Below are 23,035 nucleotides of genomic sequence, written 5' to 3' on the forward strand. Positions count from 1 at the left end.
GATGGCGACCCTGGCCGAACCGAAAGCCGATACCGACGAGGCATTCCGCGAGGAAGTGCGCGCGTTCCTCGCGAAGAACTTCCCGCCCGAGCTGAAAGGCAAGGGTAACGCGCTGGCGACCGTCGAGGGGCCGACCCAGGAAAGCGCCGCCGAGAAGGCCTGGCGCGAAGCGATGGGCGAGCGCGGCTGGGGCGTGCCAACGTGGCCGAAGGAATACGGCGGCGGCGGCCTGAGCAAGAAGCAGGCCCGCATCCTCCAGGAAGAGATGGCCAAGGCCGGCGCCTACAACCCGATCGGCGGTATGGGCGTGATGATGTTCGGCCCCACCCTGCTCGAATACGGCAGCGAGGAGCAGAAGCGCGAGCACATCCCCGCCATCGCGCGCGGCGAAATCCGCTGGTGCCAGGGCTACTCCGAGCCAAACGCCGGCTCCGACCTCGCCAACCTGCAGACCTTCGCCGAGGACAAGGGCGATCACTACCTCGTTAATGGCCAGAAGACCTGGACCAGCGGCGGCCAGTGGGCCGACAAGTGTTTCGCCATCGTCCGTACCGACAAGAGCGACAAGCACCATGGGATCAGCTTCATGCTGATCGACATGAAGGACCCCGGCGTCGAAGTCCGCCCGATCCAGATGATCAGCGGGATGAGCCCGTTCTGCGAGACTTTCTTCACCGACGTGAAAGTGCCGAAGGAAAACTTGGTCGGGAAAGAAGGCCAGGGGTGGACGATCGGCAAGCGCCTGCTCCAGCACGAGCGGACCAACCTCTCGGGCGGCGGCTCGATGGCCCGCCTGATGGGTGCGGCGCTGTCGGACGTGGCCAAGAAGTACTTGGAGACGGACGAGAACGGCGCGATTGCCGACAAGGTCCTGCGCGACAAGATCGCCGACTTCGAGATCCGCTGGCAGAGTTTCCTGCTCACCGCGCGCCGCGCGGTCGAGGAGAGCAAGGCGGCGGGCGGCGTTTCCGAGATCAGCTCGGTGCTCAAGAAGCTCGGCACCAAGCTCGGCCAGGAACGGCAGGAGATGCTGATCGAGATCATGGGGCTGCAGGGACTCGGCTGGGAAGGCGAAGGCTTTTCCGAGAGCGAGCTCGCCGGCGTGCGCGGTTGGCTCTTCGGCAAGGCGACGACGATCTACGGCGGCTCGACCGAAATCCAGAACAACATCATCGCCAAGCGCGTGCTCGGCATGTTGGACCACCAGTAAGGAGCGCGCAGATATGGCTATCTTGAACGAAGAACAGGAAATGCTGCGCGACATGGCGCGCAACTGGACGACCAACGAAAGCCCGGTCGCCGCCTTCCGCAAGGTGCGCAATGAAAAGCCCGCCGAGGGCTATTCGGCGGACGCCTGGAATACCATGGCCGAGATGGGCTGGGCCGGGATCGTCATTCCGGAAGCGCATGGCGGCAGCGACTTCGGCTGGATGAGCGCCGGGCTGGTCGCGGAGGAACTGGGCAAGACGCTGACGGCGAGCCCGTTCGTCGCCACCACGCTGGCGGCGGGCGCGATCGTGCTCGGCGGCAGCGAGGAGCAGAAAGCCAAGTGGCTGCCCAGGCTCGCCAGCGGCGAAGTCGTCGGCACACTGGCGGTCGACGAAGGCCCGCGCCACACCGGCAGCTATTCGGCCAAGGTCGAGGGCGGCAAGCTCTCCGGCGCCAAGGCATTTGTGCACGAAGCGCACGGCGCAACACTGTTCGTGGTCGCGGCGGCGGACGGACTCTACCTCGTCGAGAAGGGCGATGGCGTGTCGCTGTCGGACCGCAAGCTGACCGATCAGCGCAGCCATGCCGAGGTGACTTTCACCGGCGCCGCCGCGGACAAGCTGGCGAGTGGCAAAGACGACCTCGTCGACCAGGTGCTCGACCGCGCGCGCATCCTCACCGCGGCCGAAATGCTCGGGATGGCGCAGCAGGTGTTCGACGTCACGCTCGATTACCTGAAGCAGCGCGTGCAATTCAATCAGGTGCTGGCGAGCTTTCAGGCGCTGCAGCACCGCATGGCCGACCTGTTCGGCGATCTCGCGATGATGCGCAGCGCGGTCGAAGGCGGGCTCGAGGCGCTCGACGGCGGCTTCGGCATTCCGCGCGCAGCGGCGGTCGCCAAGGCGGAGGCCAACCGCGTGCTCCACACCATGAGCCGCGAGGGCGTTCAGCTCCACGGCGGCATCGGCATGACAGACGAATACGACATCGGCTTCTACCTCAAGCGTGCCCGCGTGCTCGAAGCGAGCTGGGGCTCGACAAGCTACCTCAAGAACCGCTTCGCGGCGCTCGCCGGATACTGACGCCGCCGCCCGACGAGTTCGACGATCTCGGCCCCGCCCTGAGCGACGGGGCCAACGATCGCTTTGCCGAACATGCGCGCTTCGTCGAAGACAACCTGAAGCGAAACTACACGGCGACATTCATCCACGGCGTGCTGGGGATGACCGGATTCCGGTTGATCTACGCGCCGACGATCATCCCGGCATACATGCTCGCGATCACCGGCAGTCCGGCGGCCGTCGGGCTTGGTGTCGCCCTGCTCCAACTCGGAGCCACGATCTCCCCGATCCTCTCGGGCGCACGGATCGAGCACCGCAGCCACATCCTGCCCTATTCGATCAAGGTGGGATCGCTGATGCGGGTGGCAATACTGGGCCTTGCGCTGGCCGCCTGGTTCCTCACCGGCCAAATCCTGATCGCGGTAACGCTCGGCTTGTTCGCCTTTCTCGGATTCTTCAACGGCGCGCAGCGCGTCGCCTTTCAAATGCTGATGGCCAAGGTGATCCCGATCGCCCGGCGGGGCCGGCTGCAAGGCTATCGCAACATGGCGGGCGGGCTGATCGCAGCGGTGCTGGCCTATGTCGCCGGACAATGGTTCATCGAGGACCAATGGCTTGGCAACGGCTACGCGACGACGTTCCTGCTCGCGTTTGTACTTACCAGCATGGGTCTGTTTGCGCTCCAGGCGATGATCCGCGAGCCTCCCGCGCCGGCATCCCGCCCGGTGATCTCGCTGCGAGAACGGGTTCGCCAATTTCCTCAATTGCTCGAAAACCGCGATTTCGCGCGGTTTATCGGCGCCCAGGCACTGGCGACAGCGGTGCGCATCGGCGGACCGTTCTGGACCGTGTACGCGGGCCAGCGGCTGGGCCTCAGTGGGGCGCTGATCGGTGGGCTCAGCCTTGCGTTCCTTGGCGCCGATACTCTGTCCAACCTCGCGTGGGGGCCAATGGGCGACCGGTGGGGCTTTCGCCTGGTGTTCATGCTCGCCATAGCCAGCGCCATCGCAGGGATTGGACTGCTGGTATTCGCCGGCTCGAGCCCGGCGGCATTCTATGTGGCTTTCGTATTGCTGGGAGCCGGCGCTTCTGGATGGATGCTGGCCGCTACCACGATGGTGCTCGAGTTCGGCGCGCACGAGGACATCCCGATGCGGCTGGCGTTCGTGACCACCGCAGAGGGCGCGGTAGCTGCCATAGGCCCTGTGTTCGCGGGGCTGCTGGTGGCGGTAGCGGGGTTCGGCCCGCTCTTCGCGCTGGTGCTCGCCGCGCTGGTCGCGGCTCTCATGCTGATGAAATTCGGGGTACGCGAGCCGAGGCAGGCACGGTGAAGGCCTGACGAGAACGCGGTTTGGCGTTGCCGTAAGCTTACAGTGCAGTAACATTCGGTGAATTACCCTGCGAGATTACCGATTGTTGCTTGACACCGGGGCCCAGTCGTAATTGAATTTCGAGAAACGGGTATCCGCGACAAGTGGGTAGACACGTTGCTTAAGGAGAGGATCAATGAGCACAGCCAACCTACGCCATTCGTGTGCCTTTTTCGCGCTGGCCGCCGGAACATTTGCGGCGCCCGCATGGGCGCAGGTCGGCCAACCTGATGATGCCACGGCGGAGGCCGAAGACGCGGCGCCGGAGCGGCAGATCGTGGTCACCGGCTCACTGATCCGCGGCTCGAGCGAGAGCGCCCCGGTGCCGATCGATGTGATCAGCTCGGATGAACTGGCCAAGCAGGGCAGCCCGAGCGTGCTCGACCTGGTCAAGAACCTGCCGACTTCGAACGGCGTCATCGGCGACGCCAACCAGTTCGATGCCCGCGCTCAAGGCTCCGAAGGCATTGCATCGGTCAACCTGCGCGGCCTCGGCCCGCAGCGCACGCTGGTACTCTTTAACGGCAAGCGAATGGCCTTGACCGGCGGCTCTATTGTCGACGTGAACATGATCCCCGGCGCCGCAATCGGGCGGATCGAAGTGCTCAAGGACGGAGCGGCGGCCACCTACGGCTCGGACGCCATCGGTGGCGTGGTCAACTTCATCACCAAGGAAAACCAGGATGGCTTCCTTGCCTCGGGCGACTATCGCTACATCCCTGGTTCAAAGGGTGATTATGGTGGCGCGCTGAGCTTCGGCAAAGAGGTCGAAGGTTTTCGCTTTTTCGTGTCGGGCGGCTACCAGCGGCGCTCGGAACTCCGCACGACCGATCGCGAATTCACCGTCCAGCCGTACGCTAACAATCCGAACGGCGGCTATACCGGCGGCGGCAACCCTGGCAACTTCGACTTCAATGGCCTCGCGGCGTTCACCGACCCGGTGAGCGGCCGAGCATTCGGCGCGGTCAACTTCATTCGCGATCTCGGCTGCGAATCGCTCGGCGGTTTCCGCAGCGTGGCCGGCTCGTTCACCCCGGGCGCCGCGGGCAACACTCCGACCGATCGTTGCTTCACCAACTACGGTCAGTTCGATAATCTAGTCGAGCCCGAGGAACGCTTTCAGTTCTTCATGGACACCGAGATCGACCTCAGCGACAGCCTGGTCTTCCGGGTCAATGGCCTGTGGGGCCACTCGGAAACGCGGATAACCACCTCGCCGAGCTATCTGCCGACGCTACCGCCGTCGACCAACGCCGCCGGTCCTTCGCTCTTTGCACTGCCCGGCTTCTTCGTGATCCCGACGTATGCACCCGCGCTTCGCGATTACTGCCGGGTCTACGGCGCGGCGACCGCTGGATGTTCGGTCGATGCGACCGGCGCGCCGACGCAGCCGGCGGTGGGCTTTCCGGTATTGTTCCGCCCGGCCCTGCTGGGCGGCAACCCGTCGTTCTTCGACGACAACGACCGCGGATCGGCGTTCAGCCCGCGCACCTCCGACCAGGTGTTCCTGTCGGGTGAGCTGCAGTTCGAACTGTCGCCCACGCTAGATCTCACGAGTTCGCTGACTTACAGTCAATACGATCGCACCATCAGCGGAACCGACACGCTTGGCGATCTGCTGCAGAATGCGCTCGCCGGCTTCGGCGGGCCGAACTGCGCGTTCGCCACGCCACAGTCCCGCGCCGGACTTACGGCCGCGCAGCTCGCGGCGGCCGCCGGGACCAACGGCTGCACGTTTTTCAACCCATTCTCCACCGCGGTCGCGGTCAACGCGGTCACCGGCCAGACCAATCCGAACTACGCCGGCAGCCGCCCGACCAACGGGCTTTCGACCACCCCCGGCGCGGGCCTCATCAATGATGTGGCGACAATCGACACGTTCTTCCGCGACGACATCGAGTCGCGCACGATCACCAACCTGTGGGTGGCCGATCTGGTGCTCTCAGGCCAATCGGGCCTGACCCTCCCCGGCGGCGAGCTGGGCTTCGCGATCGGCGGCCAATACCGCAAGAACTCATACTCGATCGCCTACTCGCCGGTTAACAACCTGGCGATCTTTCCCTGCCCCGGCTCACCCCTCAACCCGGCGGCGACCTGCAGCCCGCAGACGGGCGCGCTCGGCTTCCTTGGCACGAACCTCGACCGGGGGGTCAAAGGCGACGTATGGGCGGCGTTCACCGAGCTGCAGCTGCCGATTACCGATGCGCTCCAGGCGCAGCTGTCGGCGCGCTTCGAGGACTATGGCGGAAACGTTGGGTCCACCTTCGACTATCAAGCGCGCGCCAAGTTCCAGCTGACCGACTGGCTGGCGCTACGCGGCGGGGTCGGCACGACCTTCCGCGGCCCGCCGCCGCAAACGCTGTTCGGCAACGTCACCTCGCTGCAGGTCATCGGCACCTCGTTCCGGGCAGTCGACATTACCGGCAATCCAAACCTCACGCCCGAAAGCGCCACCACCTACAGCGGCGGGGTGATCCTCGACACCGGCCCGTTCCGGGCCAGCGTCGATTACTTCCGCTACGACTTCAGCGGTCCGATCGAAACCGAGCCGGTGTCGGGAATCGTCACCGCGCTGTTCGGGGCGAGCGGGGCGGCGAACTGCAACAATCCCGCGTTCGCTGCGCTACAGGCGCGTTTCACCTTCACTGCGGCGGGATGCGGGATCGGCAACGTGACGCGGCTGCGCACCAACATCGTCAACGGGGCCAAGGTGTCTACCTCGGGCATCGACTTCACGGCATCGTATCGGACCGGTTTCGGGGAGGACTTCAATCTCGAAGCAGGCCTCAATGGCACCTACGTCATCGAATACCAGGTCGAAGACGTCTCTGTGGAGGGTGTCCTCGTGCAGCCGGCTTTCGACGCGGTCGGCAAGCTCAATTTCCAGACCACGGCCTATCCGCTGCCGCAATGGAAGGGCTTCGCCTATCTGCAAGGCGAAACCGGTCCGCATTCACTGCGCCTGCAGTACAACTACATCGACGGTTACACCGACCAGCGCACGACCATCTTCGCCGGGGCGGCGAACACGGGCTCGCTTGCGGGCGCCGAGGTGCCGGGCGGCAAGGAAATCGGTACGTTCGACACGTTCGATGCCACCTATCGCCTCAACCTGGAGTCGATCGGCAGCACCCTGTCGATCTCCGCGCTGAATATCTTCGACAAGGATCCGCCGTTTGCGCGGCTAGACTTCAACTACGATCCGTTCACTGCGAGCCCGCTGGGTTTCACTCTGAAGGTGGCGATCTCGCAGCGCTTCTGATTAGCGGATCAGCAAGGAGATGCCCCCGAGCGATCGGGGGCCTTTTCTTATGGCTCAGGAGATTTCAGGCGGGTCGTTGAACACACCCGCCGCGAAGGTCCAGGCGTAGAGCCGTACCGCCGCCGCCGGATCGGGCTGGCGCGCCGCCCAGGCGCGTGCCTCGTAGGCACCGTTCAGCGCCGGCATGATCAGTTGGCTGGCCACCATGGGGTCGACCGCCCGCACCGAGCCTTCGGCGATCCCGTCCGAAAGCATCCCGGCGAAGCGATTGGCGAGCCTGTTCGAGCGGATCACGACACTGCCGCGCTCGTCGCTAGGCAACGCCTGCAGCGCGGTGGTGCGCAACAGCGGCATGGGATCGCGGAACTGCAGGTCGATCAGCTCACCAAGGGCGCTGGCGATCTGGCCCCACCCGTTCGCCTTGGTCACCCCCGCCGCGAGCTGCACCGCCGAAAGCCGGTCGTAGCTCTTCTGGAAGCACTCGAAGACGAGGTCGTCCTTCGCATTATGGTGATGGTAGAAACTGCCCTTGGTCACTCCCAGCGCCGAGGCAATACGGTTGACCGATGCGCCGCGATAACCGCGTTGGTTGATCATCACCGTGGCGGAGCGAAGGAAGGCGTCAGCGGTCTCGCTCTCGCCATCGCTGCTCCGCCAGGAAGAATTCTGGAGCGGCAGCGGCGCCCATTCGCCTGGTCGAGCGGCGAGGCCGTACGCAAGCACGTCGAACATCCGGGCCTCCAGCCGCCCGAAATCGCGCGTGGAGTAGCGCAGCGACCACACCGGCCACCAATACATCGCCTCGAGCAGGATGTGCGCGCGTGCGGTGTCGAGCGCGCGTTGAGCGCCACCGCGGTCGTCTCCGAAAATGCGACGCACGTGACCGACCACTCGCCCGTACTGCTCCAGCAAGGGCGCCTGCGCTTCCTCGTCGAGCGTGCGGATCTCGCTGAGTGCGGTGATCAAACCCTTTTCGCCCGCGCGAATCCGGCGACGCAGCGCGACATGGCTGGCAATAAAGGCCCGCAGGCGTTCAGGTGGCGTCGGCTTCGACGCCGCCTCGCGCGCCGCATCCTCCAGCCAGTCCAGCGTGGCTGAATATACCGCGACCACGAGCTTGTCCTTGCGGTCGAAGTAGTAAGTAATGCTGGTGGCGTTGAGGCCGACCAACCGGGCAAGTTCGGCGAAGGTTGTACCTTTGACCCCAAGCTCGTTGATCAGCGCGGATGCGGCATGGATTACGTCCTCCCGCCGCCGCCCGAACCTCTCGGTCTCGCCCACTTCCGCTGTCTTTTCTCCCTGCATGCCGTAGCGTCCTAGAGCGCAGCAGCCGTTGGTTCAAATAGCGCCTTGAGGTCTTTCTTCAGGATTTTGCCGTTGGCGTTTCGCGGCAAGGTTTCCTCGCTGAACAGGATGCGCACAGGCACCTTGAATTTGGCAAGCCGCTCGGCGAGGAACGCCTGCAGCTCGGCCTCGGTCGCGCTGGTGCCAGGCGCGAGGTGAACTACCGCCGCCGGTTCTTCGCCCAGTTGCTGGTGCGGGATGCCGATCAGCGCGGCGTCGGTGACGGCCGGATGATCATAGAGCACGTTTTCAACCTCGGACGAGTAGATGTTCTCGCCCCCGCGCAGGATCATGTCCTTGGCGCGGTCGACGATGTAGCAGCAGCCTTCATTGTCGAGTTTGGCGAGGTCGCCGGTGCGCACCCAGCCGTCGATGAAGGTCTCCGCAGTGGCCTCGGGCCTGTTCCAGTAGCCCTTCACAACCATCGGCCCCCGCGCATAGAGCTCGCCGACTTCGCCGACCGGCATTTCCTCGGTGCCGTCCTCGTTCATGATCTTGAGGTCGGCGACCGCCACCGGGGGGCCGCAACTCGTGGGATTGTTGAGGTAGTCCTCGCTCGAGATGCCGGTAACCGTGGCCATCGTCTCGGTCATGCCCCAGCCGTTGCCGGGGAGCGCGCCGAACACCTCGCGGATCTTGCGCACCAGTTCGGGGGCGCTAGGCGCGCCACCATAAGCGATCGCCTCGAGGCTGGAGAGGTCGTACTTGTCGCGATCGGGGTGCTCGATCAGCTGCCAGGCGATCGTCGGCACGCCGCCGGTCGCATTGACCTTCTCGCGCTCGATGATCTCGAACGCTTTCACCGGCTCCCATCGGCGCATGAAGATCATCGTGTTGCCGGCCGCGATGGTGCCCATCAGCCCGGCCGAGCAGGCGGTGACGTGGAACAACGGGATCACCGTCAGCATCGTCTTGTGGACCGGCTGCGGCGGCTCGTCCCCGCGGCGCATGGCGGCAACGCTCGCGCCGTAGCCGCTGGAGAAGATGTTGGTGACGAGGTTACGGTGCGTGCCCAGCGCGCCCTTCGGGTGGCCGGTGGTACCGCTGGTGTAGAAGATCGTCGCGTCGTCGTCGGCGGCGATCGTCTCTTCGGGAATCTCGGCGTCGGGCAGCTCCGACCAGGTCGGCGGCGCACCGATCACGTCTTCGAGACGCTCGGCCGGCGGGGCAAGCTCACCGGCCGCGCGCGTGACGAGCACATGCTCGAGTGCGGGAATATCAGTGAGATGCGGCCGGATCCGCTCCCACCGCTCGTCATCGCAGATCAGCAGCTTGGTTCCGGAGTCAGCCAGCCCGTACGAGAGCTCGTGCCCCGTCCACCACGCGTTGAGCGGCACGCAGATGGCGCCGATGGTGACGCAGGCGAAAAAGGCGACCGGCCATTCGGGCAAGTTGCGCATGGCCAATGCCACCCGGTCACCCTTCGCGATGCCCCGCGCGCGCAGCTCCTGGGCCAGCCTGGCCACCGCGCGGTGCAACGCGGCGTAAGTGACCCGCTCGTCCTCGTAGATGAAAGCGGTACGCTCGCCGTGCATGCGCGCCAGCAGCATCAGCGCGCGCAAGTTTTCCGGCGCGTTCTTCCACACCCGGGTGGGTACCCCGCGAATATCGATCGTTTCCATTTCGAACCGCTCACCCGGGGCGGTGAGTTTCTCGCGGATTTTCGCACGGCTCATCGCCGGCCAGCCGGCGGGCGCCGTCCAGCCGATCGCTTCGGCCAGGCTCGTGTCAGACATCATTTCCCTCGCTTGGTAGTCTTTTCGAATGCGAGACTAAGCCATCGGCGCGCCTGCGCAAGCGCCGTTTCGGTAGAAAGGTATGCCAAATCGAGCAACTGACCGGTTGCCGTTCCCGGAAAGCGGGGTATGGCTTGGCGCCTGACCAACAGCGAAGACCGGGAGAGAATCGCATGCTGGATACCACCAAGGCTTCCACGCTCGGTTTCGACGCCGAGAGGCTCGCGCTTATCGAGCCGTTCCTGCGCACTGCATATGTCGACAAGGGCAAGCTGCCGATGGTTCAGCTCCTCGTCGCGCGCGATGGCGAGCCGGTCTACAGGATGCAGGCCGGGAAGATGGGCGAAGGCCGCGAGGACGTGCGCGAGGATGCGCTGTTCCGCATCGCCAGCATGACCAAGCCGATCACCTCCATTGCGTTCATGCAGCTCGTCGAGCAGTGCAAGGTCGCGCTCGAGGACCCGGTGACCAAGGTGTTCCCGGAGTTCGCCAACCTCTCGGTCTATGCCGGTGGCGGCGGCAGCGGCGCGCCGTTCGTGCCCGGTGCCAAAGCGGGGCCGATGCGCTTCGTCGATCTGATGACCCACATGTCAGGGCTCACTTACGGTTTCCAGCAGCGCACCAACGTTGACGCCGCTTACCGGGATGCCAGTTTCGATTTCGCTCGGGCGCACCTCGACAGCGACGAATACATCGCCAAGCTATCCAAGATCCCGCTCGAATTCTCGCCCGGCGACCGGTGGAATTACTCGGTCTCCACCGACGTGCTCGGCGTCGCGGTCGAGCGCATCAGCGGGATGCGGCTGGGCGATTACTTCGAGCAGCACATCTTCGCGCCGCTCGGGATGACCGACACCCGCTTTGGGGTCGCCGAGGGCCAGCTTGGCCGGCTGGTCGATGCTTACCAGTATATGCCGGGCCAGCCGGCCAAGCAGATCGATGCCGGCAAGACGAGCAGACTGGGCATGCCGGGCAAGTTCGACAGCGGCGGCGGCGGCCTGATCGGTACGCTGGCGGATTACCACCGCTTCACCGCGATGCTGGTCAACAGAGGCGAGCTTGGCGGGGCACGCATCGTCAGTCCGAAGACGCTCGACCTGATGACCGCCAATCACCTCCCGGGCGGGCAGGATCTCACCCAGCTCAGCCAGAGCCTGTTTTCCGAAAGCAACAACGCCGGGGTCGGCTTCGGGCTCGGCTTCGCCTGCGTCATCGACCCGGCCAAGACCTTGATGCCGGCGAGCAAGGGTGAATTCTACTGGGGCGGCGCCTACTCGACCGCGTTCTTCGTCGACCCGCTCGAAGGCGTGACGATGGTGTTCATGACACAGGTCTACCCGTCGAGCGCCTATCCGGTGCGCCGCCAATTGAAGACCCTGATCTATTCCGCGCTGACCGACAGCCGCGCCTGAGGAGCCAACCGATGTCCGATCCGATTTCCTCCCACCGCGATGGCGACGTGCTGGTCGTGGTGTCGAACAATCCCCCGGTGAACGCGCTGGGCCAAGCGGTGCGCGCCGGGCTCAAGCGCGAGATCGACGCGGGACTCGCCGACGATGGGGTGAAGGCGGTCGTCATTCGCTGCGACGGGCGGACTTTCTTCGCCGGCGCAGACATCACCGAATTCGGCAAGCCGCCGCAAGGGCCCAGCCTGCCCGAGACGCTCGATGCGATGGAAGCGAGCGAGAAGCCGGTCGTGGCGGCGATCCACGGCACCGCACTGGGGGGCGGGTGCGAAGTCGCGCTCGCCTGCCACTACCGCGTCGCTGTGCCCAGCGCGAAGATGGGGCTCCCTGAGGTCAAGCTCGGGCTGATCCCGGGTGCCGCGGGCACGCAGCGCCTGCCGCGCCTCGTCGGTGCCGAGGCGGCGCTTCCACTGGTAGTCGGGGGCGATCCGATCCCCGCTAAGAAAGCGCAAGCGATCGGGCTGGTCGACGCGATCGTCGGCGAGGACAGCCTCGAGTCCGATGCCGTCGCCTTCGCGCGCAGCAAGGTCGGTCAGCCGGTGCCGCGCGCCTCGGAAGGAACGAAGAACCAGGACGGCGTGCGCGACCCCGACATCTTCGACAAGTTCCGCGCCAGCCAGGCGCGCAAGATTCGCGGGTTCGACGCACCCAACGCCGCGATCGAGGCGGTCAAGGCCGCCGGCGAGCTGCCCTATGCCGAGGGCGTCAAGCGCGAGCGCGAGCTGTTCATGAAGCTGATGACCGGCACGCAGAGCGCCGCGATGCGCCACTACTTCTTCGCCGAGCGCGCCGCGAACAAGATCGACGACGTGCCCGCCGACACCCCGCTGATCCCGATCAACAAGGTCGGCATCATCGGTGCCGGCACGATGGGCGGCGGGATCGGGATGAACTTTCTCTCCGCCGGCATCCCAGTGACGATCCTCGAGATGCAGCAGGACGCGCTCGATCGCGGCACCGGGACGATCCGCAAGAACTACGAGAACACCGCCAAGCGCGGCCGCATGACCGACGAGGCGGTCGAGAAGGCGATGGGGCTCTTGAAGCCCACGCTCGACTATGGCGAACTTGCAGACTGCGATCTCGTGATCGAGGCGGTCTACGAGAACATGGACGTCAAGAAACAGGTGTTCGCCAAGCTCGACGAGGTGGTGAAGCGGGGTGCGATCCTCGCCTCGAACACCAGCTATCTCAACGTCGACGAGATCGCGTCCGCGACCAAGCGGCCGGGATACGTCCTCGGCCTGCACTTCTTCTCGCCCGCCAACGTGATGACGCTGCTGGAGATCGTCCGCGGGCGTGAAACCCGCGGCGACGTCCTCGCCACCTGCATGAAGCTCGCCAAGACCATCGGCAAGGTCGCCGCCGTCTCGGGCGTGTGCCCCGGCTTCATCGGCAACCGCATGCTCTCGCCGCGTCAGCAGCAGGCCCAGGCGCTGCTGATGGAAGGCGCGAACTACTGGGAGATCGACGACGTCCTGCTCGAATTCGGCTTCCCGATGGGTCCGTTCCAGATGGGCGACCTCGCCGGCACCGACATCGGCTGGCATCGCGACCCCAGCAAGATCGAAACGATCCGGGACGCGCTCTGCGCCAAGGGGCGCTTCGGCCAGAAGGCGGGCAAGGGCTATTACGACTACGACGAGGCGCGCAACCGCACGCCATCCGAGGAAACCAAGGCGATCATCGCCGAGTTCGCCGCCAGGGAAGGCAAGCCGCAGCGCGAAATCTCCAAGGACGAAATCCGCGAGCGGCTGCTCTACCCGATGGTCAACGAGGGCGCGAAAATCCTCGACGAGAAGATGGCCCAGCGCGCCAGCGACATCGATGTGGTGTGGATCAACGGCTACGGCTGGCCGCTCTACACCGGCGGGCCGATGTTCTGGGCCGACACCATCGGTCTCAAGACCGTCGTCCAAGGGCTTGAAAAGCATGGCCTTCCGGTGAGCGATTACTTGCGCCGCAAGGCCGACGCGGGCGAGAAGTTCAACCGCTGAGCAGGCGCTTTCCTACACGGTCCCGCCTGTGCCATTCAGCGGGCATGACCGGGTTTGTGGCTCCTGCCGTTCGTGTATCTGCTGACCCATTCGGGCAGGCGATTATTTTGCGTCCGAACAGTGTGCCAACTGTGCCAAGTCCTACACGATGATCGGCGCGACTCCGGTCATTGTCGGCGTCGGACAGTGCGTCGAGCGAATCGGCGAGCCCGCCTACGAAGGCCAGAGCGCGGCCGACCTCGCCGCGTGGGCGGCCGAGCGGGCGCTGGATGACGCTGCCGCGAGAGCCGACTTGCGGCCGCTGATCGAGGTGGTCAGCGCCATCCGCACGTTTGAGGATTCCGGCGCGGCGCCCGCGCCCTTCGGCAAGCCGGACAAGTTCCCGCTGGCAGTCGCACGACGGCTTGGCGTGGCGCCCAAGCTCGCGATCCTCGAAGCGGTTGGCGGCCAGTCGCCAGTGACCGCGCTGGTCGAAATGGCCGAGCGCATCGCCCGCGGCGAGATCGCTGCGGGGATTGTGTTCGGGGCCGAGGCGATCTCCTCCGCCCGCCACCTTTCCAGTCAAGGCGAGGACCGCGACTGGGCGGAGCATGACGAGGGCGATATCGAGGATCGCGGTTCGGCGCGAATGCTGACCAAGCATGGCATTGTCCACGGTATCGTCAGCGCGCCGATCGCGTATGCGCTGCTGGAAAACGCCCGCCGCGCGCGACTCAGGATGAGCCGCGAAGACTACCACCAGGCGATGGGCGAACTATTCGCGCCATTTAGCGCGGTGGCGGCGGCCAACCCTTATTCGAGCGGGGCGAGCGAGCCGTTGTCGGCCGCGGAGATCGCCACGATCACCCCGAAAAACCGGATGATTGCCGATCCCTTCCTCCTCAAGGTCGTCGCGCGCGACCAAGTCAACATGGGCGCCGCCCTGGTCGTAATGTCCGCCGCCGCCGCGCGCGAGGCGGGGGTGCCAGAGGACAAGTGGATCTACCTCCACGGGGCGGCGCAGGCGGCCGAGCCCGATATCCTCGAACGCGCCGATCCCGGCGCATATCCCGCTGCCGAAGCGGCGCTGGATGCCGCCTTGAGTACCGCCGGCAAGGGCATCGAGGAGGTCGAGGTGCTCGACTTCTACTCATGCTTTCCCATCGCGGTGTTCTCGACCGCGATCGACCACCTCGGCCTGTCGCCCGATGATCCGCGCGGTCTGACCGTCACCGGCGGCCTTCCGTACTTTGGTGGTGCCGGTAACGGGTATTCGAGCCACGCAATCGCCAGCACGGTTGAGCGGCTCCGGGATCGACCCGGCGCCTTCGGGCTAGTCGGCGCGAACGGCGGGTTCCAGAGCAAGTACGCCGCGCTCGTCTTGTCGACCACGCCCGCCCCGTTTCGTGGCTGGAGTGAAGCGGTGCAGAACCGCCCCGCCCCGCCCGAACTCGCCGGCCTTGTCGAAGGCGGGGGGACCATCGAGACCTACACTGTCGTCCATGGACGCGAGGGGCCAACCTACGCGGTCGTCATCGGCAGTCTCACCGACGGGCGGCGCTTCATCGCCCGCAGCGACGAGCCGGCCACTCTCGCTGCGATGGAGGCGGAGGACCCGCTGGGGCGCCAAGTCGCGCTATCGAACGACGGAGAACGCAACGCGTTCACACTCGCGGCGTGATTGGCTAGCTTGCAGCCAGAGGAGAGCAAGATGCCCGACGCCGCCGTGCAACACGACCACGAATGGGTGCGCCGTCCGGCCTCCGCCGCCGAGGGCACCAACTGTACTGCCGAGCAATACGAGGCGATGTACCGCCGCAGCATCGAAGACAGCGATGGGTTCTGGCTCGAGCAGGCCCAGCGGCTGGACTGGGTGGAGGAGCCGACCAAAGCGGGCGACTGGAGCTTCGATCCGGTCGCAATCGATTGGTTCGCCGACGGCAAGCTCAACCTGTGCCACAACGCTGTCGACCGGCACGTCGCCGCTGGCCACGGCGAGCGGATCGCGCTGATCTTCGAGCCCGACGATCCGGCGGGCGAGGTCCGGCGCATCACCTACGCCGAACTCCAGCGCAACGTAATATCCGTCGCCAACACTCTGAAAAAAATGGGCGTTCGCAAGGGCGACCGGGTCACCATCTACATGCCGATGGTGCCCGAGGGCGCCATCGCGATGCTCGCCTGCGCGCGGATCGGCGCGGTGCATTCGGTGATCTTCGGCGGCTTCAGCCCCGAGGCGATCGCCGGGCGGATCGAGGATTGCGCGAGCGACTGGGTGGTCTGCGCCGACGAAGGGCGCCGCGGCGGCAAGGCCGTGCCGCTCAAGAACAATGTCGATGAAGCGCTTCAAAAGGTGCCGAGCAAGGGCGTTCTAGTGTTCAGACACACCGGAAACTCGGTGAACATGACCGAAGGCCGCGATCACTGGTATCACGAGTTGTCGCAAGGGGTGCCCGCAGAGTGCCAATGTGAGCCGATGAACGCGGAGGACCCGCTGTTCATCCTCTACACCAGCGGCTCCACGGGCAAGCCCAAGGGCCTGCTCCACACCACCGGCGGCTATGCGGTGTGGACCGAGACCACCTTCCGCTACACGTTCGATTACCGGCCCGGCGAGGTGTTCTGGTGCACCGCCGACATCGGCTGGGTCACCGGGCACAGCTACGTCGTCTACGGACCGCTGCAGAACGGCGCGACCGCGCTGATGTTCGAAGGGGTGCCCAATTGGCCAGATCACGACCGCTTCTGGGCCACCGTCGCCAAGCACCGCGTCAACATCTTCTACACCGCCCCCACCGCGATCCGCGCGCTGATGCGCGAGGGCAAGGCGCCGGTCGAGCGGCACGACCTCTCCTCGCTGCGCCTGCTCGGCACCGTGGGCGAGCCGATCAACCCCGAAGCCTGGCGCTGGTACTCCGACACTGTCGGCAAAGGCGCGCTGCCGGTAATCGATACCTGGTGGCAGACGGAGACCGGCGGGGTGATGATCACCACCCTCCCCGGCGCGCACGACATGAAGCCGGGCAGCGCGGGCAAACCGTTCTTTGGGGTCTGCCCGCAGCTCGTCGACGGCGACGGGGAAGTGCTCGAGGGCGCGGCGAGCGGAAACTTGTGCCTCACCCGCTCCTGGCCCGGCCAAGCGCGCACCGTCTACGGCGATCACGACCGCTTCGTGCAGACCTACTTCGTCACCTACCGCGGCAAGTACTTCACCGGCGACGGCTGCCGCCGCGATGACGACGGCTACTACTGGATCACCGGCCGGGTGGACGACGTCATCAACGTCAGCGGCCACCGGATGGGCACCGCCGAGGTCGAAAGCGCGCTGGTGCTGCACGACAAGGTCGCCGAGGCGGCGGTGGTCGGCTACCCGCACGACATCAAGGGACAGGGCATCTACTGCTACGTCACCCTCAACGCGGGCGAGGAATCGAGCGACGCACTGACGGCCGAACTGCGGCAACAGGTGCGCAAGGAAATCGGCCCGATCGCTAGCCCCGACCATCTCCACTTCACCCCCGCGCTCCCCAAGACCCGCAGCGGCAAGATCATGCGCCGCATCCTCCGCAAGATCGCAGAGAATGAGCTCGGCGCGATGGGCGATACCTCGACGCTGGCAGACCCCAGCGTCGTGGAGACGCTGATCGAGGGGCGGCTTAACCGGTGAATCGAAGTAAGAGGGACCATGCTAGGGCCCTGGATGCGGTTTTGGTGGCGACTTGCCTATTGTCAGTTGATGCCGCACCTAGGCGCCCGCGTGCAGGAAGCAACGGATGACGAATAGCGCCTCGAACCAGCGATCCAAATACGGTGTCGCCAAGCGGTTGATGTCGATGGTGACCGGCTCACGCGAAGCACTTGCCGGCCTTTATATGCGGCTTCCTACTGCGATCTCGGCTCCGATATATGACGCAGCCCGAAGCGTCGTCTTTCGGGACAACAGGCATAGAATGGCCGTTTTCGAGGTAGCGTTCGGGAACGTGGCGCGTTCGGAAAACGTGGGCGACTATCTCGAGTTCGGTGTAGCCCGCGGAACATCGATGATTAGCGCCATGAAGACCGCGCGCAACTATCGGGCCTTCGAAAGCATGCGGTTTCATGCGTTCGATTCTTTCGAGGGGCTGCCCGGCAGCGAAGGGGACTTCACAAAGGGCGACATGTCATACGGGGAGCAGGTGTTCACGCGATTCCTGCTTAAAGCCGGCGTACCCTTGGAAAGGGTAACAATTAACAAGGGTTTCTTTGACCAAGCCTTGGAGCCGCACATCGCTGCCAAGTTGGGGATCAATCCCGGACGTGCACATGTCGTCCATATCGATTGCGATCTCTACCTTTCGACTGTGCCCGTGCTGAGGTTTCTCGCTCCTTTGCTAGGGGTCGGTTCCGTGATAATTTTCGACGACTGGTTCAGCTTCGAAAGCGAGCCCTGTCCGTGGAATCACGGAGAACAGCGGGCTTTTCGCGAATGGAAAGAAAGGGCTCGATTCGAGCCGCTGGCCATCACCTATCCCTGGAATGCCGCTTGGAAGCTCGTGCGATGAACTGATGGTTGGCCGTTTCCTTTGCGATAGCGGGTATGCCGGAACCGTAATCCGAAACTCAACGCGAGAGCCGTCCCGGGGGTAGCGGCAAGTTGGCTTCGGCATTCTTTCGGCAAGCTTGCTGCCCAGTTCAGGGCCACGACACGCCTGGTATGCCATGCCTGGGGCATGATACGAAAAACACTTGCCATTGTCGCTGGATGGGCTGCTGCACTTGCGACCCCGGTCATCGCGATGCCTCCGGCCGACTCATGGGAAATAGGCCCTTGGGTTCGTGGTCGTAACTATTCGGTGGGCATGCCCGCCACGCCAAGTGCAGCGCCCGGCGGCGGCGTTTCGTTCGTATTTCCGCTGCAGGGGCGCGGCCAGATCGATGCAATGACCACCGCAACGGCTCCAATTGCCGGAGCTCGCCGCATCACCTTACGGTACCGCGTCGAGGTTGCCCGGGGGACTCGGTTCATCGCGCACGAAACGCCTGGCGAGGCCGCGACGGTCTCGCTGTATTTGCAGCGATCGGGCGATAATTGGAGTGGCAAGGGACGTTTCCAGTCCTATCGTTGGTACACGCCAGTTCATGCGGTTATGCCGCTATCGCCGGGCGAGCACACCATCACGGTTAGTCTCGATGAGGTGTGGACCAATGTGTATAGCCAACCCAACAGCAACGCCGAGCAACGCGAGCCATTTGCGGCTACCTTGCAAAACACCGCGACCATCGGATTGGCGTTCGGCTCCGTCTCAAGGCGTAGTCACGGTGTTTACGCGACGGGGCCAGCGCGGTTCACGCTCCTCGATCTAGACATCAGGTGACAGGAGTGGGCGTCTCCCTGGGCTTGCGGTCAGACCGATCGGATGTCTCGGCCGTCGGTGCTCCGACGTAGACGAACGCGCGGCGCCCGGAGCCAAGTATCTCCTCGACCCTGGCGTAGACATCAACTTCGTAAGCATCGGCCTTGGCCAAATCCTCCTCTGTGACTTCAAAGGCGTACCCTTTGATCGCGTTCGCGCCGGCGGAACTCCGTCGGGCGATCAAATGGACGTCCAGCCCGCTGAGATCGATGACGCCGGCATCACTGACGTGCAACGGAGCAAGGATATAACCCATCAGGGTATCCTCGACTCCTTCGATCAGCCGGCCGAAAGTTCCGAGTTGGACTTCCGGCTGCTGAAGGGTTCCATATGAGAAAAGGATGGGCAACAGCGGTCGTATAAAGGGCATGCCGCTGCCATCGCAAGCATGCCGCGGCCTGAGCCGTGTGATAGTGGATACTGGGCTGCCCAGATAGGTTGGAACTTCGGCGCTCAGCGTTCGCAGTTACTCTCAGAATCTTCGACTCTATGCGGCCCGATGTGCGTCAAGCCAGTGAATCAGGTCGTCGATGACCTCGTCCTTCTCGGGCTCGTTGTAAATCTCGTGGAACAGGCCCGGGTAAGTAATCACCGTCTTGTCACTGGCGCCGATCGCGTCGATGGTCGGGCGGACCCCGGCGAGCGGGACTAGCGCATCGGCCTCGCCGTGCTGGATCAACACCGGCACTTTCATGTGCGGTGCGCCCTTAAGATAAGCAGGCAGCGCGGAAAAAAGTTCGTGTGCGGTGCGCGCCGGCACTTTGCCGACCGTCACCAGAGGATCCGTAGCGTAAGCCGCCACCACCGCGGGATCGCGGCTCACCGCCTCTGGTGGAAGCGCCACCGTGCCCATTCCTGGCGCGATGGCGGAAAAGAGCCGCATGGCGAGAAGCTGGGCCTTAGGAACGCTGCCGCCGATCAGCGGGCCGGATAGGATCAGCCCGGAAAGGTCTTCCGGCCAGCGCAGCGCGTAGCCGAAGGCAACGTTACCGCCCATCGAGTGGCCAAGCAGCTTGATGGGCTGCCCGCCGTGCCGCGCGCGGACATCGCCGACGAAGCGGCGGAAGTCGTCGATCACCCAGGCCATGCGATCGACCAGCGCGCGCTTGCCGCCCGAGCGACCGTGCCCGCGGTGGTCGAGCGCGTAGAGCGCGAAGCCCAGTGGGACCAATCGCTCGACGAGGTTGCCGTAGCGCCCGCCATGCTCGGCATATCCATGGGCGATCGCGATCGCATCGCGCGCCTCGCCCTTGGGAAGCCAGGCCTGTGCCTGGAGGGCCACGCCGCCGTGCCCGGTCAGCGTCCATTCGAGGGTCGGTGGCGTCATGCCGCCAGCCTAACCTAGGTGACCGCCGCGCGCACCCGGAATTCGGCGCGGTCCCAAGCCCGCGCCGCCATCACCTCCGCAAGCGTTTCGACCGCGGCGGCGACGTCGGCGTAGCTCGTGTAAAGCGGCGTCAACCCGAAGCGGAGCACGTCTGGCGAGCGGAAATCTCCGACCACTCCGCGCGCGATCAACGCCTGTACGATGGGATAGGCTTCCGGGTGCGAGTACGAGATCTGGCTGCCCCGCTCGGCCGGGTCAGCAGGGCTCGCGAGGACAAAGCCGTGCTCGCGGCAGAGCCGCTCCATTCGCTCGACGAACAGTTGTCCCAGCGCAATCGACTTGGCGCGCACTGCGGCCATGTCGGCTTCGAGGAACAGGTCCACGCCCACCTCCAGCGCAGCCAGCCCGAGTATCGGCGGCGTCCCGACCAGGAAGCGCTTGATCCCGTCGGCCGGCGTGTAGGCCTCCTCGAAATCGAACGGGCGTGCGTGACCAAACCAGCCGGCCAGCGCGGGTTGCGCTGCCGACTGGTGCCGCTTGGCGACGAAGATGTACCCCGGCGCGCCGGGACCGCCGTTGAGGAACTTGTACCCGCATCCTACCGCGAAATCGGCGCTCGCACCCGTGAGATCGACCGGGATCGCCGCCGCACTGTGGCTGAGGTCCCAGATCACCAGCGCGCCCTTCGCGTGCGCGGCCGCCGTGGTTGCCGCCATGTCGCGAATCCGGCCCGTGCGGTAATGGACCTGGGTCAGCAGGACGACCGCGGTATCGGCACCGATCGCGGTCTCGATTTTGCCAGGTTCAACCAGTTGTGCGGTGACCTGCCGGCCGGTCAGCGCCTCCAGCCCCTGCATCATGTAAACGTCAGTCGGGAAATTGCCGCGCTCCGACAGGATCGTACTGCGCCCAGGGTTGACCGACAGCGCTGCGCACAATGCCTTGAACACGTTCACCGAAGTGGAATCGCAAGCGACCACTTCGCCCGGTCCCGCGCCGATTAACGAGGCGATCTTGTCGCCTACCCGCTGCGGTGTATCGACCCAGCCCGCGTTGTTCCACGCGCCGATTAGTCCCTCACCCCACTCACGCGTCACGACCTCGGCGAGTCGCGATGGCGCCTCCTTGGGTAGGCAGCCGAGCGAGTTGCCGTCGAGGTAGATCACCCCCTCGGGCAGCATGAACCGCTTGCGAAATCCGCGCAGTGGATCGGCGGCGTCAAGCTCTGTCGGTTCCATCAGTAGAGCTTGACCTCGATCAGCCGCGGCCCCGCCTCGCCATTGGCATCGAGCAGCGCCTTGGCAAGACCCTCGGCGGTCTCGACCTGCACCCCGGGCACGCCCATCGCCTTGCCCATCGAGAGCCAGTCGATCGTCGGCCGGTCGATGTCGATCATCGTCAGCGCCGCCTCACTAGGCAGGTCGCCGGCGCCCATGTTGGCGTATTCGGCCTTGAGGATGTTGTAGGTGTTGTTGGCAAACACCACGGTAGTCACCGGAAGCTGCTCGCGCGCCTGCGTCCACAGCGCCTGGATGGTGTACATCGCGCTGCCGTCACCGACGAGGCAGATGGTCCGCCGATCGGGGCACGCGAGCGCCGCGCCGGTGGCGACCGGGGGCGAATAGCCGATCGAGCCGCCGAGATTGTTGATCATGTCGTGCGGCCGCGCGCCCAATGTGTAGCTCATCGACTCGCGCCCGCTGGTGAGGCTCTCGTCGACGACGATCGCGTTCTCAGGAATGCCGGCACACAGTGCGTGGGCGATGCTGATGGGGTCGAGCTTGCCGCTCTGCACTGCCGCCTCGGTCCGCTCCTGGAACCGGGCCTGCGCGTTGCGGAGGCCGAGCGCATCGACGAGCATCTCCAGCGCGAGCGTGCTGTCCTCGTCCGGCTCGCTCAGCGTATGCACCTGAGTGCCGGGTGCCTTGAGCAGGCTCGGTTGCCCTGGGTAGCTGAAGAACGCGACCGGTTCCTTGGTTTCGAGCAGGATCAGGTGCTTCACCGGCGCAAGGAACTTGAGCGCGGGCGCCACCGAATAGGGAATGCGCTCGAGCGGCACCCGACCCGCGCCGCGCTCTATGCGATTGGTGAAGAATTGGCTGGCGAGGCGGCAACCGGTGCCCGCGGCGACCTTCCCGGCCAGCTCGAGCGGCTCGATCCGGCAGGCCTTGTTGGCAAGGATCAGCATTGCCGGTTCGCCGGTGCGGAGTACCTTGGCAACCTGTTCGACCCGCGCCAGTTCAGGTGCCTTGCGGGCGATCGCCAGCGGCGGCGGGGCGACCGCCTCCCCAGCATCCTGCCATGCGGTATCGCCCGGCAGGATCAGCGTCGCGATGCGCCCCGGGTGCTCGCGCGCTTTGGCAATCGCCGCAGCCGTATCTGCCGAGATCGTCTGCGCGCTATCGGCGCGGCGGACCCAGTGACTTAGGGGGCGCGCGAGGCCCTCGATGTCAGATGTAAGCGGCGCATCGTACTTGAGGTGCGCGGTGGCGTGTTCGCCTACCACGTTGACCATGCCGCTCGATGCGCGTCGCGCGTTGTGGATGTTGGCGAGCCCGTTGGCGAGGCCTGGGCCGAGGTGCAGAAGGGTCGCCGCCGGCTTATCTGCCATGCGGAAGTAGCCGTCCGCCGCCCCGGTGCACACGCCTTCGAACAGGCACAATACACCGCGCATGCGGGGGTCGCCCAGCGCGGCGAGGAAGTGCATTTCCGAGGTGCCGGGGTTCGCGAAGCACACGTCGACACCATGGCCGACCAGAGTTGAGACCAGACTCTGCGCACCGTTCATTATCCAGCCTCTCCACACCAATGCTGTCGCCGCGAATAGCGCGTCCGGCGCGTTTGCCAACGGGTACCATTGATCGGAAACCCGATAGCGCCTTGCGCGCTAT

Annotated in this window: 16 protein-coding genes; 10 read left to right on the plus strand and 6 right to left on the minus strand. The window is 65.2% G+C overall.

Annotation, left to right across the window (positions count from 1 at the left end; translation table 11 throughout):
* The first annotated feature begins 1 nt into the window (after position 1).
* The 4 genes from ACWPM1_RS09960 to ACWPM1_RS09975 all read left to right on the plus strand — a co-directional run bounded on the left by ACWPM1_RS09960 (position 2) and on the right by ACWPM1_RS09975 (position 6,902).
* Positions 2–1,210, plus strand: coding sequence for an acyl-CoA dehydrogenase family protein (locus tag ACWPM1_RS09960; protein WP_455694675.1), 1,209 nt, complete (start codon positions 2–4; stop codon positions 1,208–1,210).
* Between the two features lie 13 nt (positions 1,211–1,223).
* Positions 1,224–2,291, plus strand: coding sequence for an acyl-CoA dehydrogenase family protein (locus ACWPM1_RS09965; RefSeq protein ID WP_455694676.1), 1,068 nt, complete (start codon positions 1,224–1,226; stop codon positions 2,289–2,291).
* A gap of 140 nt (positions 2,292–2,431) precedes the next feature.
* Positions 2,432–3,601, plus strand: a complete 1,170-nt coding sequence (locus ACWPM1_RS09970) for an MFS transporter (RefSeq protein ID WP_455694677.1) — start codon at positions 2,432–2,434, stop codon at positions 3,599–3,601.
* Positions 3,602–3,776: 175 nt separating this feature from the next.
* Positions 3,777–6,902, plus strand: coding sequence for a TonB-dependent receptor domain-containing protein (locus ACWPM1_RS09975; protein ID WP_455694678.1), 3,126 nt, complete (start codon positions 3,777–3,779; stop codon positions 6,900–6,902).
* Positions 6,903–6,956: 54 nt separating this feature from the next.
* On the opposite strand, the gene ACWPM1_RS09980 is transcribed toward ACWPM1_RS09975, so the two are convergent.
* On the minus strand, positions 6,957–8,207 hold the full coding sequence (locus ACWPM1_RS09980) for a TetR/AcrR family transcriptional regulator (protein WP_455694679.1): 1,251 nt from the start codon (positions 8,205–8,207) through the stop codon (positions 6,957–6,959).
* Positions 8,208–8,218: 11 nt separating this feature from the next.
* The gene (locus tag ACWPM1_RS09985; protein ID WP_455694680.1) at positions 8,219–9,982 is read right to left on the minus strand and encodes a class I adenylate-forming enzyme family protein; all 1,764 of its coding nucleotides are present in this window, start codon (positions 9,980–9,982) and stop codon (positions 8,219–8,221) included.
* A gap of 173 nt (positions 9,983–10,155) precedes the next feature.
* On the opposite strand from ACWPM1_RS09985, the gene ACWPM1_RS09990 reads away from it, so the two are divergent.
* The 6 genes from ACWPM1_RS09990 to ACWPM1_RS10015 all read left to right on the plus strand — a co-directional run bounded on the left by ACWPM1_RS09990 (position 10,156) and on the right by ACWPM1_RS10015 (position 18,778).
* Positions 10,156–11,394: a serine hydrolase domain-containing protein gene (locus ACWPM1_RS09990; protein ID WP_455694681.1), complete on the plus strand. Its 1,239-nt coding sequence runs from the start codon at positions 10,156–10,158 to the stop codon at positions 11,392–11,394.
* 11 nt (positions 11,395–11,405) lie between these two features.
* The gene (locus ACWPM1_RS09995; protein WP_455694682.1) at positions 11,406–13,445 is read left to right on the plus strand and encodes a 3-hydroxyacyl-CoA dehydrogenase NAD-binding domain-containing protein; all 2,040 of its coding nucleotides are present in this window, start codon (positions 11,406–11,408) and stop codon (positions 13,443–13,445) included.
* A 148-nt stretch (positions 13,446–13,593) separates the two neighbouring features.
* Positions 13,594–15,105: an acetyl-CoA acetyltransferase gene (locus tag ACWPM1_RS10000; RefSeq protein ID WP_455694683.1), complete on the plus strand. Its 1,512-nt coding sequence runs from the start codon at positions 13,594–13,596 to the stop codon at positions 15,103–15,105.
* Between the two features lie 30 nt (positions 15,106–15,135).
* On the plus strand, positions 15,136–17,091 hold the full coding sequence (gene acs / locus ACWPM1_RS10005; protein WP_455694684.1) for an acetate--CoA ligase: 1,956 nt from the start codon (positions 15,136–15,138) through the stop codon (positions 17,089–17,091).
* 106 nt (positions 17,092–17,197) lie between these two features.
* Positions 17,198–17,965, plus strand: coding sequence for a TylF/MycF/NovP-related O-methyltransferase (locus tag ACWPM1_RS10010; protein ID WP_455694685.1), 768 nt, complete (start codon positions 17,198–17,200; stop codon positions 17,963–17,965).
* A 168-nt stretch (positions 17,966–18,133) separates the two neighbouring features.
* Positions 18,134–18,778: a hypothetical protein gene (locus ACWPM1_RS10015; RefSeq protein WP_455694686.1), complete on the plus strand. Its 645-nt coding sequence runs from the start codon at positions 18,134–18,136 to the stop codon at positions 18,776–18,778.
* On the opposite strand, the gene ACWPM1_RS10020 is transcribed toward ACWPM1_RS10015, so the two are convergent.
* The 4 genes from ACWPM1_RS10020 to ACWPM1_RS10035 form a co-directional block, all read right to left on the minus strand.
* Positions 18,771–19,187, minus strand: a complete 417-nt coding sequence (locus ACWPM1_RS10020) for a gamma-glutamylcyclotransferase family protein (RefSeq protein ID WP_455694687.1) — start codon at positions 19,185–19,187, stop codon at positions 18,771–18,773. The two genes, ACWPM1_RS10015 and ACWPM1_RS10020, sit on opposite strands and share 8 nt — an antisense overlap.
* A gap of 117 nt (positions 19,188–19,304) precedes the next feature.
* Positions 19,305–20,144, minus strand: a complete 840-nt coding sequence (locus ACWPM1_RS10025; RefSeq protein WP_455694688.1) for an alpha/beta hydrolase — start codon at positions 20,142–20,144, stop codon at positions 19,305–19,307.
* Between the two features lie 14 nt (positions 20,145–20,158).
* Complete coding sequence (gene kynU, locus ACWPM1_RS10030; protein WP_455694689.1) at positions 20,159–21,382, minus strand: kynureninase; 1,224 nt, start codon at positions 21,380–21,382, stop codon at positions 20,159–20,161.
* The gene (locus ACWPM1_RS10035; RefSeq protein ID WP_455694690.1) at positions 21,382–22,932 is read right to left on the minus strand and encodes an acetolactate synthase large subunit; all 1,551 of its coding nucleotides are present in this window, start codon (positions 22,930–22,932) and stop codon (positions 21,382–21,384) included. Before ACWPM1_RS10035 ends, kynU begins: the two co-directional genes overlap by 1 nt.
* Between the last annotated feature and the right edge of the window lie 103 nt (positions 22,933–23,035).

Source organism: Tsuneonella sp. HG249 (assembly GCF_053819205.1).

Bases quoted from the DNA above. Each gene is read 5' to 3' on its own strand.
- ACWPM1_RS10025 (WP_455694688.1), bottom strand. From the start codon at position 20,144: ATGACGCCACCGACCCTCGAATGGACGCTGACCGGGCACGGCGGCGTG.
- ACWPM1_RS09980 (WP_455694679.1), bottom strand. From the start codon at position 8,207: ATGCAGGGAGAAAAGACAGCGGAAGTGGGCGAGACCGAGAGGTTCGGG.
- ACWPM1_RS09990 (WP_455694681.1), top strand. From the start codon at position 10,156: ATGCTGGATACCACCAAGGCTTCCACGCTCGGTTTCGACGCCGAGAGG.
- ACWPM1_RS10000 (WP_455694683.1), top strand. From the start codon at position 13,594: ATGATCGGCGCGACTCCGGTCATTGTCGGCGTCGGACAGTGCGTCGAG.
- ACWPM1_RS09995 (WP_455694682.1), top strand. From the start codon at position 11,406: ATGTCCGATCCGATTTCCTCCCACCGCGATGGCGACGTGCTGGTCGTG.
- acs (WP_455694684.1), top strand. From the start codon at position 15,136: ATGCCCGACGCCGCCGTGCAACACGACCACGAATGGGTGCGCCGTCCG.
- ACWPM1_RS10035 (WP_455694690.1), bottom strand. From the start codon at position 22,932: ATGAACGGTGCGCAGAGTCTGGTCTCAACTCTGGTCGGCCATGGTGTC.
- ACWPM1_RS09985 (WP_455694680.1), bottom strand. From the start codon at position 9,982: ATGTCTGACACGAGCCTGGCCGAAGCGATCGGCTGGACGGCGCCCGCC.
- ACWPM1_RS09975 (WP_455694678.1), top strand. From the start codon at position 3,777: ATGAGCACAGCCAACCTACGCCATTCGTGTGCCTTTTTCGCGCTGGCC.
- kynU (WP_455694689.1), bottom strand. From the start codon at position 21,382: ATGGAACCGACAGAGCTTGACGCCGCCGATCCACTGCGCGGATTTCGC.
- ACWPM1_RS10020 (WP_455694687.1), bottom strand. From the start codon at position 19,187: ATGCCCTTTATACGACCGCTGTTGCCCATCCTTTTCTCATATGGAACC.
- ACWPM1_RS10010 (WP_455694685.1), top strand. From the start codon at position 17,198: ATGACGAATAGCGCCTCGAACCAGCGATCCAAATACGGTGTCGCCAAG.
- ACWPM1_RS09965 (WP_455694676.1), top strand. From the start codon at position 1,224: ATGGCTATCTTGAACGAAGAACAGGAAATGCTGCGCGACATGGCGCGC.
- ACWPM1_RS09970 (WP_455694677.1), top strand. From the start codon at position 2,432: ATGACCGGATTCCGGTTGATCTACGCGCCGACGATCATCCCGGCATAC.
- ACWPM1_RS10015 (WP_455694686.1), top strand. From the start codon at position 18,134: ATGATACGAAAAACACTTGCCATTGTCGCTGGATGGGCTGCTGCACTT.
- ACWPM1_RS09960 (WP_455694675.1), top strand. From the start codon at position 2: ATGGCGACCCTGGCCGAACCGAAAGCCGATACCGACGAGGCATTCCGC.